The following is a 14,226-nucleotide window of genomic DNA, read 5'->3' on the forward strand; positions in this document are numbered from 1 at the left end:
GGGAGGTTTCGGTATGATCTGTCGCCCTGTTCGGCTGCTGCTGGTAGTGCTGTATTTCGTGGCCTGGTTGCCCCTGTCGCCGACGCATGCCGAAGAGCCGAAGCCGGTGCCGCTTGCCTGGCAGATGGGCCCGACCGAGGCTGCCTTGGGCGATCAGGCGAAGCTGACCCTTCCTAAAGGGTATCGGTTCCTGGGGGCGGAGGAAACACAGCGGGTACTTCGAGAGATGGGCAATTTCCCTTCCGGCGCCGAACTCGGGCTCATTGCCTCTGCGACGCCTGGGGAAAAATGGTTCATGGTCATTCGCTATATCGACGCCGGCTACGTGAAAGACGATGATGCGGCGAATTGGAATGCCGACGAACTGCTCGCCTCGATCAAGGAGGGCACAGAGGAAGATAACAAGCGTCGGCAGGCACAGGGGCATCCGCCGCTCGTGATTCGGGGCTGGGAGGAGCCGCCTCGATACGACAAGGCGGCGAACAAGGTCGTGTGGGCGATCGCCGCTCAGGAAGAGGATCAGGTCGGGGTGAACTACAACACGATGGCGCTGGGTCGGCAGGGGTATTTGAGTATGAACATGGTCGGCTCGCTCGAAGAGCTGCCGATGCTCAAGCCGCACGCGAACCAATTGCTGGCCAACGTGGCCTTCGTCGAGGGGAAGCGGTACGGCGACTTTAACAGTGCGACGGACAAGGTTGCGGCGGTCGGCCTGACCGCGTTGATCGCCGGAGCGGCCATCAAGTCCGGGTTGTTGGCCAAGTTGTGGGCCTTCATCGTGCCGTTGTTGCTGGCAGGAAAGAAATTGCTCGTGCTTCTTGTGCTCGTGGTGGGCGGGTTGATCCGGAAGTACTTCTTGAAGAAAAAGCCTGAGCAGCCGGAGGGGCTGTCGACGTGAAGGCGCTGCTGCTCTTGCTCACAGGGCTCAAGTTGGGCAAGGTCGCGCTCACGGGCGGGACCATGCTCCTCTCGATGGTCGTCTATAGTTTCATTTTCGGCTGGTGGTATGCCGTGGGCTTCGTGCTGTTGATCCTGTTCCACGAACTCGGCCACTACGTCGCGGCTCGACAGCGGAACCTCGATGTCGGCGCGCCGACCTTCATCCCCTTCGTCGGGGCCTGGATCCAGTTGAAGGACCAACCGATGGACGTGGAAACCGAGGCCTATGTCGGCATTGCCGGTCCGGTGGCCGGGACGATTGCGGCGATGGCCTGTTACTATGCCGCCGAATCCGTGCACAGTCAGTTACTGCTTGCTCTGGCCTACGCCGGGTTCATGATCAATCTGTTCAATCTGATTCCGTTGTCCCCGCTCGACGGTGGTCGGATTACGGCGATCATTTCCCCGAAAGTCTGGTGGCTGGGGGTGCCGATCCTGATCGGGCTGTTCATGATGAACCAGAGTCCGATGCTGTTGCTCGTCGCAATCATGGCGGTCCCGCACCTCATGTCGACCTTCCGCGGTGGCGATGGGGCCGAATTTTCTCGTTATTACGACGTGCCGACTTCCACCCGATTGAGCTATGCGCTCTACTATCTGGGGTTGGCGGCGTTTCTTGGGGTAATGAGTTATGAGACGCATTTGATGCTCCCAGGGACTAAGTAGCGGGATGATGAAAAAGCCACCGTCTCATCCACCCACCCTGCGCGCCAAGTCGCGCTCCGCACCAAGCCGCGTTCTCGCCTTGAAAACGCCCTCAACGTAGCCAGACGGAGACAGAGCTGGCTCGGCAGCTCGGGGAGGCGGGTGAGAATTAGTACGCCTCCGGTGCTTTCGTCGGCTGCGGCCTTGCCGGACGGCCTTTGTGATCATTCCGCAAATTTCCACAGAAGATCTCAAGTCTCAACGCGATTTCGATTCTATTGCTAGTGTAGGTGGGCCTGGGGGCTGCTTGATCGCCCAGTTAGCTGATTGCTGGGACCATCCTACCCAGGTGCCGCCTTCCAGTTGGAATTCCGTGAGTCCGTCGCCGTCCAGGTCCTGTTCGATCAACTCCAGAAAATAGCTCGATGAGCCGTGACCTCGGGGGCCGGTTCCCCTGAGCCATTGGAATGTTGGCCGTCCTTCGATCGGCAGGCTGCCGCGTTCGACCCAGCGCCCGTCCTCGAGCGAGCGCATGGCAAGTCGTGGCGTCGGGAGAAGCCGAAGATCGAACGGGTGCGCCTCTGCCGGGAGAGGTTCGACCAGGTAGATCGGCTCTCCCGAAGGGAACAGACGGTTCGACATGCCCCAGAGGTACCGAGAGGGACTGTTCATGACCACCGTCCCGTCTTCTTCCCGCAGGATGTGGACGGACCAGGTGCCGGAGGCATGGAGGTTTTGGTTGAAACAGCCGTACCAGGCCGCCTGCTTCTCCTTCGTCCAGGCGGGGGGAAGATAGAGCTGGTGCTGTTCCCAGAGGCAACGAGCCACAGGGCTGTCCTGCTCGAAACGATTCACGAGAATGATCGGCTGACGGTCCATGAGGCTTCTGGCGTCGCCCGTATAGTGGAGACAGCCGTTCAGGTAGTCGGCCGTTCGCGCGACCAAGGGGCTGAACTGGTCCGCCGGCTCCGGGGAGGCCTCGCCAAAGGTCGTCGAGGCAAATCCGTAATAGTGTGACCATTTGAGCCGGCGCTCAGCCGGGTGCCCCGGCGGAGTTTCGAGGAGTCCGATGTAGCGGGTCACGTTACAGTTCATGTCCTGAAAGGCGCCGATGGGAACGCCCCCCACCATCACCGTGCGGGGAGCGCCTTCGGGGGTGATGACCGACACATGGGCGCCGTAGTTGCGTCCCGCGTGGAACCATTTGGAGGCGTTCGGTTCCGTAGCGGCTGCGACGTCGTATTCCGTGGTGGCGAGGGGAAGCCCGGTTCTCGTCGAGATGCTGTAGACCAGGCGGTGATAGATCAGGTGAATATCTTCCCAGCCGTCGCCATCCAGGTCCTGCAGGTACCCGCCGTATTCGCGAAAGAACTCAGGAGCCGGCTTCGTTTCGACCACCACGAATCCGTTCCCGCACTGGGGATCGGACGGCAGCGAGGGCTGGAACAGGCACAGGTATCCCCAGATGGGTCGATCGGCGGTCGGTAGACCATCGCCATAGCTGGGGGCGAGGAAGGGATACCGCCGTTCGGCTGGACCGCGCGGCCAATTCCAATAGGCGTGGAGTTGTCCTTCCGGCGTTTCGGTCTGGGCAATGAGCTTCCCACTCCGAGCCTCCAGGATACCGAGGACCGTCTTCGGCACCTGATTCTCCTTGTGGCAGTACACGATGGCGATTTCGTGCAGCGGGTCTCCGGCATGGTCCCCGATGTCGGCAATCTGCTCGGAGAGAACCGGCGCGGGACAAGGGATCGAGGGGCTCGGCAGGGGAATCTCTTTCTGCTCCGTAAGGAGTGACGAAATGTCGATACAGGTTGTTTCCGGAACGGCCTTGCAGGAAGTGAGGCGAAGGGATGAGTCGGGAGTGCCGTCTCCGTTCAGATCAAAGTTCCATAGGGTGGTGCCCGTCAGACCATGCGGAGCGGAGAGGCAGCCTCCGGATAACAGCAGCGGCAGGAGCAGCCAGGCCAAGGGAGCCTTTGGTTGAATCGAACGGAAGGACATTTCCCTAGTATGCGTCAAAGAGGTTGGGTGGCCAACATTCGCGTCATAACCCGACACAGCCGCGCCTTGTGACCGAGGGGCGACTGGTAGGCCGAGCGATCGGATGGTAGGGTGAAAAGAGAGGCCGGTCGGTGAGCGCAGGGGGCTTGAATGGATCGCTACACGGCCGAGGTTTCACGGATCGACGATCTTACGCATGACGTGCGGACGATCGAGTTGCGGCTGATCGAACCCTCGACGATCACTTTCAAGGCCGGACAGTTCGTCTCATTCGAGGTACCGAAGGCGGGGGCTCCACGACCGGTGACCCGTCCCTACTCGATTGCCTCACCACCGGGTCGAACCGATCGGATTCTCCTCCTTTTGAACTTGGTGCCGGGGGGGCCTGGGTCCACGTACCTGTTTGGGTTGCGCGAAGGTGACCGCACGCAGTTCACCGGAGCGGCCGGAGCTTTTTATCTGCGAGACGACCCGACGAAAGATCTGTTGTTTGTGGCAACCGGAACCGGGATCGCACCGCTGCGGAGCATGATTCTGGCGCAATTGGCGCGAGCGTCTTCCCAAATGGTCACCCTCTATTGGGGTTTGCGCAACCGGCGGGACCTCTATTGGCAGGAAGAGTTTCGGTTATTGGCGGAACAGCACTCGAATTTCACGGTGGTGACCACGCTCTCACGGCCGGATCCTGATTGGACGGGAACCGGCGGGTACGTGACGGCTCTGGTGGAGAAAAGAATACTGGTGGTGAACAACCTGGCCGCCTATCTTTGCGGGGGGAGCGCGATGATCCGTGACGTGACGAAAGCGCTTACGCAGAAGGGGCTCTGTCCGATTTACCGCGAGAAGTACTACGACGAGTGACGGGTCGCTGAACAAGCCTGCCAGCATCGTTCTCGCGTAGTTCAGAGGCTCAAAGCCCTGCTCACGGTATGTTGAGCCTTCCGGACACTGCCGTCTCGCCGGCGTCCACGAACGTGATGAAGACACTGGGCGCTCACCGTCTCGCGCCCGCCCGCAAACGTAACGCTCCTTCTTCGTCGCGTCGCGGGCCTCGCTGCGGCCTTGCTGACAGACTTTTTGAGTCACCCGAAGGCTGACGCCCACGACGAATGACGGCTGATGTGCGACCTACTTATCGGTGCGCTTGGTCGTATGTTGGAACACGCACTTGGGGCAGGTGTAATGGACGAACTGGCCGCCTGCCACGAGCCGTTTGGTCATGGCCACCTTGCACCAGGTGCAGAGCCGATCGGGCAGTGCGGCGGGTGAAACCGGGCTGTTGGCGGGCTGAGTCGATGGATCAGACATGGGCGGCATTCTCGCTAAGGGGTCGCAGTTTTGTCAATGCGCGTTCGGCGAAGATTTTTTGGAGATAAACATTTACACGTTCTGCGACGTTGAGTATATTGCAGAATATGCGGTTCACTTCCACTCACCCCCAACAGAAAGGCAGTCTCTCATATGCAGAACGCCGAAGGTGCGACCTCCGACGATATCTCATCAACCTCAGCCAGGCTTGCTGATTCACCGGTCAGCCCCGACTCTGTCGGGCCCGGCAAAGCCTGGGGAATTTGTACTTCCGTCGACCTCCACGATTGTGCTCCCGACCGCATTCGCGATGCCAAGCAAATTGAGGCGTATGTCGTTCAGCTCTGCGAGCTGATTCAGATGAAACGCTATGGTGCCTGCCAGATCGTCCATTTCGGCGAGGGACGCGTGGCCGGCTACAGCATGGTCCAGTTGATCGAGACGTCCTTGATCAGCGGGCATTTTGCCAACGATACCAACAGCGCCTATCTCGATATCTTCAGTTGCAAGGGTTACGATCCGGCCGTCGTCGAGGAATTCTCGAAAGCGTTTTTCGGTGCCCGCCGCTCCAGCCACCGGGCGATGTTGCGGTATTAGCCACCGGCAGCCGGGTTCGTCCGGCGAGGGTTGACCTGCTGAGCCAGTGATGGGCGATTCGTCACCGAAATCCGTGCGCGAGTTCTTTGCGACGCTTCCGGCCAAGCTGGATCCCGAGGCCGCCGAGGGACTGGATGCGGTGTACCAGTTCGACTTGAGCGGCAACGATGGGGGCCAGTATCACCTGCAGATCCGGGAGGGTGCCTGCCGTATTACGGAGGGCACCCACCCGGATCCCCAGGTGACGCTCTCCATGTCAGGCGAAGACTGTCTGCGTGTGTTGAACGGTCAACTCAGCGGACCGGCCGTCGCCATGTCCGGTCGGTTGCGCATTGCCGGTGATGTCGGGTTGGCGTTGCAGTTGGCGTCGCTGTTTCCCTCGCTCCGTCCCTAGCAGGAGGCTGAAAAAGCCCTCTGTTCTCTCCCCCCAGCGTACCAAGACGCGCCAGTTCCCCAATGTGTTCTCGCTTCGATGCGAATCTCGTGAGACGAAAGATGTGAGACCTCAAATGCAGCGGTTGCGCTACGCTTCTTGCGCGGCTAGGTCTGTGCCCAGCCGTTCCTCGCCCAGTTGATCCGCTCGCCGCGGGAACCGTTCTTCCAGCATCACATACACGGTCGGGACCAAGAACAGCGTCAGGATCGTCGATACGGTCAGCCCGCCGACGACGGCACGGGCAAGCGGCGCATTCGTTTCGCCCCCCGTGCCGAAGCCCAAAGCCATGGGGACCAGCCCGACCACTGTGGCCAAGGAGGTCATCAGAATCGGTCTCAACCTGGTGCGGGAGGCGGTCAGGACCGACTCTTTGAGCTCGAGCCCGCGCCGGCGCAACACGTTCGTATAGTCCACCAACAGGACGCCGTTCGAGACCACGATCCCGAGCATCATAATGATGCCCATGAGCGAGGCGGTCGACAGTGTGGTCTCGGTGAGGAAGAGCATGACGATGACGCCGGGAATCCCCATCGGAACGGAGAACATGATGATGAAGGGGTCGACCAGCGATTTGAATTGGGCCGCCATCACCATGTAGACGAGGATCAAGGCCAGGACACTGGCGAACATCAGTCCTTCGAAGGTCTCCCGTTGCTGCTGGATTTGCCCTGCCATGCGGACCGTGAAGCCGGGTGGAAATTGCATGGCGGCAAAGGCGGATTCCAACTCCGAGGCGATGGCGCCGAGGTCGCGGCCGACCGGGTTGGCGGTGATATGCACCACCCGCTGGAAGTACTTGCGCTCGATCTTCACGGGCCCCGCGTTCAACTTCAGCGATGCAACGTTCTTCAGAAGCACGGGGTCTCCCGATTTGGTGGTGAGCAGAATGTTTTCCAGATCGGTGAGGCTCTTGCGGTGGTCCTCCCCCAGCCAGGCGCTGATGTAATACTCGTTGCCGGTCTGGGGATCAGTGTAGATGATCGGGTCGGTCTGGCCGTTTCCATTCAACGAAAAGAGCACCGCGTTGGCGATATCGGTTTCGCTGATACCCAGGAGCGCGGCCTTTTCCCGGTCGACTACGACGTTGACCTCGGGGTAGTTCTCCTCGCGACTGACCTCGATATCGGCGATGCCGGAAATCTTGTGCATGGCTTCCTGTACTTGCTGGACCACCCCGCGGGCCTTCTCCAATTCATACCCATAGATCTCCACGTCGATCGCCTTCTGCGACCCGAAGCTGGTGACGCGTTTCACTAGTCCGCCCGGATCGAAGAACAAGGCCACGCCGGGAAAGAGTTTGATGATCTTGGGGCGCACGTCGTTCATCACCTGAACTTGGTTTCTTTTTCGCTTGTCCGGCGGCACGAGATAGACCGAGATCACCGAGGTGTGGGGGCCGGTGTTGGGATTGAACAGCGACGAACGGCCCTGGGCGAGCACGCCCGTGCTCGAAACGATCGTTTCCAATTCGTCCCGGCCGATGTTCTCGCGCAGCACCCGTTCGACTTCCGCGACCTGCTGTTCGGTCTTCTCGACACGCTGCCCTACCGGTGCCCGCAAGACGATTCTAAATTGGCTTTCGTCTGAGACCGGCAGAAATTCGGTGCCGATGAAGGGGAGCAGCATGAGTGAGCCGAGGAAGATCACGACGACGGCCACAAGCAAGGTGCGGCGGTGGCCGAGCACCCAATGGAGGCTCCGCTCGTATCCCTCGTCCAAGGCTTCGTACCGGCGGCGACTCCAGTCCATGACGCGCACGAACCACGCGGGGAGATTGCGATGGGCTTCCTGTTCGGGTTTCAGGAATCGGTAGCACAGCACCGGCGTGACCGTTCGGGAGACGAAGAACGAGGTGAACAGGGCAATGGCGATGGTCAGCGTCAGCGGGATCAGCAAGAGCCGGGCAATCCCTACGACAAAAAACATTGGGAGGAAGACGACTACGGTGGTGACGGTGGAGGCGAAGATCGGCATGGCCACTTCGCGGGCCGCTTGAGTGATCGCCTCCCAACGGTTTCGGTCATTGTTGAGATGCCGCTGGATGTTCTCGAGCTCGACGATGGAGTCGTCGACCAGCCGCCCGATCCCGAGCGCCAGGCCGCCCATCGTGAAGACGTTTAGGCTTTGATTGGTGAAATACAGCACGATGAAGGTCACCAGGATCGAGAGGGGGATGGCGACCGAGATGATCAACGTGCTCGTGACGTTGCGCAGAAACAGAAGGATGACGGCTGCCGCCAACAGAGAGCCGTGCAGTGCCTGCTCGATCAGGTTTTGAATGGCTTGCCGGATATAGACCGATTGATCGAAGGAAATCCCGAGTTGGACCCCGGCGGGGATGCCGATCATTTTGGGTAAGGCGCGGCGAAGCGCGTCTACCACCTCGACTGTGTTGGCGGTCGGTTGCTTGTTTACCCGCAGATAGACGGAGCGCTTGCCGTCGGTGCGCACGATGTTGGTCTGGATATCGGAGGAGTCCGACAGGGTGCCGAGGTCTCGGATCCGAACGGGATTGCCGCGCGCGTCGATCTTGACCACCACGTCGGCGATCGGTTCCACCGTCTTGAACTGCGTATTCGTGAAGACGTTGTAGTCGAGGTTGCCGGCCTTGATGTCTCCCGAGGGGAGAATGAGGTTCGCAGCCTTCACCGACTTCACCACGTCGAGGATGGAAAGGCCCCGGGCCTGCAGCAGCGCCGGATCCAGGCTGATGTTGATCTGCCGGACCTTGCCTCCCTCCACGGTCGCGGCCGCGACGTTGGCGATCTGCTCGATCTGCGGAGCGATCGTGTTATAGGCGAGGTCGTAGAGCGCGCGCTCGTCCAAGTCGTTCGCGGTGACGGTTACGAAGGAGACCGGAATGTTGGAGACGTCGAACTTGACGATAAACGGTTGGAGGCTGCCGGGTGGAAGATTGGCCTGGATCTGCGTGATGCGCTGCATCACCTCCATTTGGCCGACGTTGATGTCGGCTCCCCAGTTGAACCAGACCTGGACCGCCCCGATGCCTTGCTTGGAGAAGGATTCGACATGCTCGACGTTGGACGCGGAACTGACGGCCTTTTCGATCGGATAGACGACGCTCTGCTCGATGTCGAGCGGGGGGGCGCCTTTATAAATGACCCCGACGAAGGCGACCGGTACTTGGATGTTGGGGAAGAGGTCGACCGGGAGACGCTGTAAGGAAGTCACGCCCAGCACCACCATGGCGAGCGAGAGCATCAGGATGCCGATGCGATTCCGGAGGGCGAGGAGCGTCAGCCACATAATAGAGAGGTGAGACGTTAGACCGTATACGAATTACGATTCACGCTTCACGTCGCCCAGCAGTTTGACCTGGACGGGCGTTCCTTCGCTGACCAGGTCTTTGCCCGCCACGATGAGCTGTTCATCCCCCGAGAGGCCCTTCAGAATTTCCACCCGGTTCTCTACTCGGCTGCCGAGTTCGACCGGAACCTGATGGGCCTTGCCGTCCTTGATCACGTAGACGTACTGGAATTCTTCCAGTCGGCTGACGGCGTCCAGCGGGATCTGCACCGCCTGTGGGTGTTTGTCGACCAGCAGCTCGACGCGCGCGAACATGCCGCCCTTCAACCGGTGATCCTTGTTGGGAAGGTCGACTTCGACCGTCATGGTGCGCGTGGCGCGATTCAAGGCCTGCACGATGCGGGTCACGGTGCCCTCGAAGGTTTCATTGGGGTACGCCTCGGCCCGGACATCCGCCCGCTGTCCCAGCTTGACCAAGGGCACGTCCTTTTCGACGACCTCGATGAGGGTGCGGACGGTCTCGACGTCATGGAGACTGAGGATGCCACGCGACATGGTCGACGTGCTGGCCGTCGTGCCGCTCACGTAGGAGCCGGGGTCGAGGTTGCGCTCGGCGATATATCCTGCAAAGGGAGCTCGGATGTACGAGTACGCCAAGTTGGTTTCGGCCTGCGCGAGGGCGACCTCCATCTGCTTGACCTGCGCGCGGAGGGAGTCCATCAAGGCGATCGCCGCATCCGAATTCACCTGGGCGTTATCCAGGTCCTGCTGGGACACGAATTGGTCCTTGATCAAGGCCTGCATGCGGTCCAACGTCAGTTTGGCGTTTCGTACGGCGGCGTCCTGCTGGACCACCTTGGCTTTGGCCGACACCAAATTCGCCTTCGCCTGATTGACCGCATGGACGAAATCGGTGTGATCGATCTCGATGAGCAACTGATTGACCTTCACCAAATCGCCTTTGTCCACATAGATCTTGGCGATATAGCCGTCGACGCGCGAAAAGATGTTGACCAACTGATTGGGGATCAAGTCCGCGGTGTAGGTCAGGCGGACATCCAAGTCTTGCTTGATGGGGTTCATCGTCCCGACCGTGATCACCCGGCCTTTGCGTCCGTCTACCTTGGCGCCGCTGCTGAGGCGGAACACCACGAGCGCGGTGACCGCGAAGAAGAGAATGACCCCGAGGGTGACGATCGGATGGCGGCTGATGGGATTACCGGACACGACGCGGTCCTCGTTTGGTTCGGGCGACGGATTCCCGCAGCCCGTTCAGGAACAGCTCGACATAGGTGGAGACGGTGTCCTCATGCGAACGATCCAGCGGCACCTCGAAGATTTCGTGCAGGAGCCGGTGGTGAACGACCATGCCGATGAACGCGCGGGCCGCGAGCAGCGGGTCCATTTTTCGGAATGCCCCTTCTTTGATGCGGGTGCGAATGTAGCCGGCGAGGTAATCGTAGAACACCCGGTGCTGCTTTCCGAAGAACATGTCGGCAAGTTCGTGGCCCTCGAGCGCGCTGAACAACAGGAGCCGCAACATCGTGGGGTCGGCGCCGGGACGGATGCGGTAACTGGCGATCAGCGTGAAGACGCGATGGTCGTCGCGTTTGCGGGCGACTTCCTCGACTGCTTCCACCAACTGGCTGATCGGAGCCTTCTCCGCCAAAATCGCGCTGTAGAGCGCGCGTTTGGTCGGGAAGTACTTGAAGACCAGCGCTTCACTGACGCCGGCGGCCTTCGCGATTTCCTTGGTGGTGGTCCCTTTGAAGCCCTTGGCGGCAAAGAGCGATGCGGCAGCAGAGATCAGGCTGGCTTGCCGGTCGTGACTCGAAGGGCGTGGCAGGGAGACGGTCGGGGTGGCGTGCATGGTCTGTCGGTGTGCTGTTGGTGAGTGAGTGTTCACTCACCGAAAGGCTACCATGCCAACAAAAGGGAAGACAAGAAGATGAGAGATTGAAGCGGGGGATCGGCGTTGCTATGGGTAGGGAGGATTGAGGGAATAGTTGGTGGGGGTGACCGGGAAGGAGAAGGCCGGGCCTGAGCGGCCCGGCCCCCGGTGGTGATGTCCTACTGGAGCAACTGACTCTCCAGGTAGACCTGGAGTCGGGCGCGCTCCTCCTCGGCGATCAGCCGGTACTGGGCACCGAAGCGAGTCCCCGCGGCCCAGGCTACACGCATTTCAGCGATGAACAGCGGTTCCTCCGAGTGGGGCAGGTACAGGAAGACCGTCAAATCCATGCCCGGTCGAACGGCCTGATTGCCGCGGATTCCGCAGCCGCCTTTGGACAGGTCGATGACGCGTCCGTCGCCGAAGATGAGATCTCCATTGACGAGCCCTGAGTACATGAGTCGCAGATCGACCGGATGGCGCTGGGAGCGCCGGCGATTGTCCGTCGCGCTGAGCACATTCCCATCTACAGAGCCCGAGGCAACCTTGCTGGCTTTCATCTGGACATCCTTTCGTCGCGGACAGAGGATTCGTTTCCTAGAGGCGACCGACATGAAGAAGTCTAGCTAACTCTCTTTGCGTCGGCATTATTCCGAGGCAGGGTGACGGTATTCAGCAAAAGTAGGGGATGGGAACGGTGCGCTGCGGGGTCGGGAAGAGAACCGGTCAGAAGACGGTCGCGCTGTTGCCTTCGGCGAGTTTCGAACGGAGGGTCTGGCTTTCAAAAAAGATGATGCCCTGGTCGGTTCTGGTGTCGTAGCGCAAGGTGATCTCGCTGTCCCATCCCTGCCATGAGAGGAACTTCACGACGCCGCCGGCGATTTGCCCCGGGGTTCGGTCGAGCGGGCCGTACTGGTTTTGCAAGTATCCCAAGACCTGGTCGTGAACCTCTTTGCCGTGGTACCGCACCGTCACACGGGCAAATTGGCCGTCGATCGTCATGAACCGCATCGAGTCGACGTTCGAGTTTCCAAGCGTCGGGACTCCGGCCTTGAGCTCGAAGTTGCGCAGCCGGCCGGCATCTTCCACCTTTACGAAGCTGTCGGAATCCGCAAGGTTTGCCCCCCAGGTGATCCCTTCGAAGCCATTCGGGTCGTTGGCCATGGGGACGGCGCCTGCCTGGAGCGACGGCAGCCATAGAAGAAGGACCAGCACACAGATGATGCGCCGGACCATCGCAGATGGGGTGTTTCGGCACCGCCTATTCGGCTGAATCCGTGATGTAGTCATGGAAACGCGGTGAAAGTGTCCGGCTCTCGATAAACAGAAATCCCCGATCCAAGTTGGCTTCATAGGTCAGATTGATTTCGGTCTCAGGACCCCGCCAATTATATTGCTGGTTCAGCCCACGCGTCATCTGTCCGGGAATCCGTTCCAATGCGCCGTAGGAGCGTTCTAGAAATGCCATCACTTGTTTGTGGGTTTTGTCGCCGCGGTAGCGGATGGTGACGCGCGCAAACTGGCCGTCGACCGTCGACAGGAGCACGCTCTCGACGGGAATATCTCCGTAGAGCGATGGCCCGCCTTGAAACGCATAGTCGGTGATGTGGGTGCTCGTGCGGAGCACTGCAAGCGCGGGAACCTCGTCGAGCTTGGCGCCCCACAGGAAATCCCGAAAACCCTTGGGGTCGTTCGTCATCGTGACCGCAAAGGCCGAAGTCAGCGACTCGAGGGCGAAGAGGGTAAGAAAAACCAGCAGCCGCAGCGGCGGTCGTGCGCCTGTTGTGAGTCGTCGGGTGTGCATCGAGCTGTAACCGCGTCACTCGGCACGCTACCATGGGCGCGGAGGCGACGGCAACTTTCCCTTCCGATTTCTTGAGAATGCCGAGGGGCCTTGGCTATAATGCGCGCTCTTGCATGCGCGTGATCTGAGCGAGGGAGCGAAACGCCACACCATGATTGAAAGCGATGTCTTTGTCGACGCCCTCCAGCAGATGGGGGTGAACTTTTACACCGGGGTGCCGGATTCGATTCTGGGCGGCATCATTGAAGAGCTAATGACCCGGAAGCTCTATACCCCTGCGGTACGCGAGGACGAGGCGGTGGCGATGGCGGCGGGCGCCTTCATGGGCGGAATGATTCCCGCCGTGTTGATGCAGAATTCCGGCTTGGGCACGTCGCTCAATGCGTTGATTTCGCTCAACGTGATTTATCAGCAGCCCTGTATCCTGATCGTGTCCTGGCGAGGCTTTCAGGGGAAGGATGCCCCGGAGCATTTGGTCATGGGCGAAACGATGCCGCAGTTGCTGGATACGATGAAGATTCCGCATCGGACCCTGTCGGAGCAGACGATGCTGGACGATTTGAAATGGGTCAGCCAGACGTTCATGAAGCAACGGATCCCGGTCGCCTTGATCATCAAGAAGGGTGTGGTCAAGGCCTTGCATCCGTAAAGAGCCGTGAAGGGCTCCGCATGAAAGCGGAGTCCGGATCCCGCGAAACTCGAGAGAAAAACGACGAGGTAACTGTTGTGAGGCCTGAACAAGGGACGATGCAGAGTCGGGCGCAGGCGATGGCGGCGTTGCTGGAACTGTTGACTGATCAACCGGTGATCGTCTGCAACGGGTTTCCATCGCGCGAGGCGCAGAAAATCGCCGACCGTCCCACCCACTTCTATATGATCGGCTCGATGGGGAATGCGCCGGCCATCGGACTCGGTGTCGCGCTGGCCAAGCCCAAGAAGCAGGTCGTGGTGTTCGACGGTGACGGCAACGTGTTGATGGGAATGGGAACGTTGGCGACCGTGGCCGCATTGAAGCCCAAGAATTTCATTCATGTGGTTTTCGATAACGAGGTGTACGGAACTACGGGGAATCAGCCGACCATCTCCAACGTGGTGCCGCTCGAAAAGGTGGCCAAAGCCGCCGGGTACCTCAACGTCGAGCGGGTGAAGGATCGGGAAGATCTCGTGTATGAATTCAAAGACATGCTGAAAAAAGACGGACCCAGCCTGTTGCTGGTCAAGGTCAACGAGTTCGTCGAAGACGCCGGTCGGATCGTCCTCGATCCGCCCGATATTACCAAACGGTTTATGAAGGCCATCGAATAGCGGCGTCGTTCGTGAAGCGCCGCTCGTCCT

General features: G+C 60.1%; 15 protein-coding genes. 7 read left to right on the forward strand and 8 right to left on the reverse strand.

Annotated elements, in window-relative coordinates; genetic code table 11:
- Positions 1-13 precede the first annotated feature (13 nt).
- Entirely contained in the window at positions 14-898 is an 885-nt protein-coding gene (locus KF814_09815) for a DUF2167 domain-containing protein (GenBank protein MBX3236438.1), read from the forward strand.
- Positions 895-1,605, forward strand: coding sequence for a site-2 protease family protein (locus KF814_09820; protein ID MBX3236439.1), 711 nt, complete (start codon positions 895-897; stop codon positions 1,603-1,605). Before KF814_09815 ends, KF814_09820 begins: the two co-directional genes overlap by 4 nt.
- A 237-nt stretch (positions 1,606-1,842) precedes the next feature.
- On the opposite strand, the gene KF814_09825 is transcribed toward KF814_09820, so the two are convergent.
- The gene (locus KF814_09825; protein ID MBX3236440.1) at positions 1,843-3,588 is read right to left on the reverse strand and encodes a hypothetical protein; all 1,746 of its coding nucleotides are present in this window, start codon (positions 3,586-3,588) and stop codon (positions 1,843-1,845) included.
- Between the two features lie 150 nt (positions 3,589-3,738).
- On the opposite strand from KF814_09825, the gene KF814_09830 reads away from it, so the two are divergent.
- On the forward strand, positions 3,739-4,449 hold the full coding sequence (locus tag KF814_09830) for a hypothetical protein (GenBank protein MBX3236441.1): 711 nt from the start codon (positions 3,739-3,741) through the stop codon (positions 4,447-4,449).
- 267 nt (positions 4,450-4,716) lie between these two features.
- On the opposite strand, the gene KF814_09835 is transcribed toward KF814_09830, so the two are convergent.
- Positions 4,717-4,896, reverse strand: coding sequence for a hypothetical protein (locus KF814_09835; protein ID MBX3236442.1), 180 nt, complete (start codon positions 4,894-4,896; stop codon positions 4,717-4,719).
- A 153-nt stretch (positions 4,897-5,049) separates the two neighbouring features.
- Here KF814_09835 and KF814_09840 point away from each other — a divergent pair, with 153 nt between their 5' ends.
- Positions 5,050-5,493 (forward strand): S-adenosylmethionine decarboxylase, encoded by a 444-nt coding sequence (locus tag KF814_09840; protein ID MBX3236443.1) that lies wholly within the window; start codon positions 5,050-5,052, stop codon positions 5,491-5,493.
- Positions 5,494-5,542: 49 nt separating this feature from the next.
- On the forward strand, positions 5,543-5,887 hold the full coding sequence (locus KF814_09845) for an SCP2 sterol-binding domain-containing protein (protein MBX3236444.1): 345 nt from the start codon (positions 5,543-5,545) through the stop codon (positions 5,885-5,887).
- A 129-nt stretch (positions 5,888-6,016) separates the two neighbouring features.
- On the opposite strand, the gene KF814_09850 is transcribed toward KF814_09845, so the two are convergent.
- From KF814_09850 to KF814_09875, 6 genes are all read right to left on the reverse strand, one after another.
- Positions 6,017-9,196, reverse strand: a complete 3,180-nt coding sequence (locus KF814_09850) for an efflux RND transporter permease subunit (GenBank protein MBX3236445.1) — start codon at positions 9,194-9,196, stop codon at positions 6,017-6,019.
- Positions 9,197-9,229: 33 nt separating this feature from the next.
- Positions 9,230-10,423 carry an efflux RND transporter periplasmic adaptor subunit gene (locus KF814_09855; protein MBX3236446.1) on the reverse strand — a complete coding sequence of 398 codons (1,194 nt, stop codon included), beginning with the start codon at positions 10,421-10,423 and terminating at the stop codon, positions 9,230-9,232.
- A complete protein-coding gene (locus tag KF814_09860; GenBank protein MBX3236447.1) occupies positions 10,413-11,066 on the reverse strand; it encodes a TetR/AcrR family transcriptional regulator in 654 nt (217 codons plus the stop codon). The genes KF814_09855 and KF814_09860 overlap by 11 nt, the downstream gene beginning before the upstream one ends.
- 200 nt (positions 11,067-11,266) lie before the next feature.
- Positions 11,267-11,647 carry a PilZ domain-containing protein gene (locus KF814_09865; protein ID MBX3236448.1) on the reverse strand — a complete coding sequence of 127 codons (381 nt, stop codon included), beginning with the start codon at positions 11,645-11,647 and terminating at the stop codon, positions 11,267-11,269.
- Between the two features lie 166 nt (positions 11,648-11,813).
- Positions 11,814-12,251, reverse strand: coding sequence for a hypothetical protein (locus KF814_09870; GenBank protein ID MBX3236449.1), 438 nt, complete (start codon positions 12,249-12,251; stop codon positions 11,814-11,816).
- 97 nt (positions 12,252-12,348) lie between these two features.
- Positions 12,349-12,891 carry a hypothetical protein gene (locus tag KF814_09875; protein MBX3236450.1) on the reverse strand — a complete coding sequence of 181 codons (543 nt, stop codon included), beginning with the start codon at positions 12,889-12,891 and terminating at the stop codon, positions 12,349-12,351.
- A 151-nt stretch (positions 12,892-13,042) separates the two neighbouring features.
- Between KF814_09875 and KF814_09880 the strand changes: the two genes are divergently transcribed.
- Positions 13,043-13,540, forward strand: a complete 498-nt coding sequence (locus KF814_09880; GenBank protein ID MBX3236451.1) for a hypothetical protein — start codon at positions 13,043-13,045, stop codon at positions 13,538-13,540.
- A 77-nt stretch (positions 13,541-13,617) separates the two neighbouring features.
- Positions 13,618-14,196 (forward strand): sulfopyruvate decarboxylase subunit beta, encoded by a 579-nt coding sequence (locus KF814_09885; protein MBX3236452.1) that lies wholly within the window; start codon positions 13,618-13,620, stop codon positions 14,194-14,196.
- Positions 14,197-14,226: the final 30 nt, after the last annotated feature.

Source organism: Nitrospiraceae bacterium (assembly GCA_019637075.1).
GTDB lineage: Bacteria > Nitrospirota > Nitrospiria > Nitrospirales > Nitrospiraceae > JAHBWI01.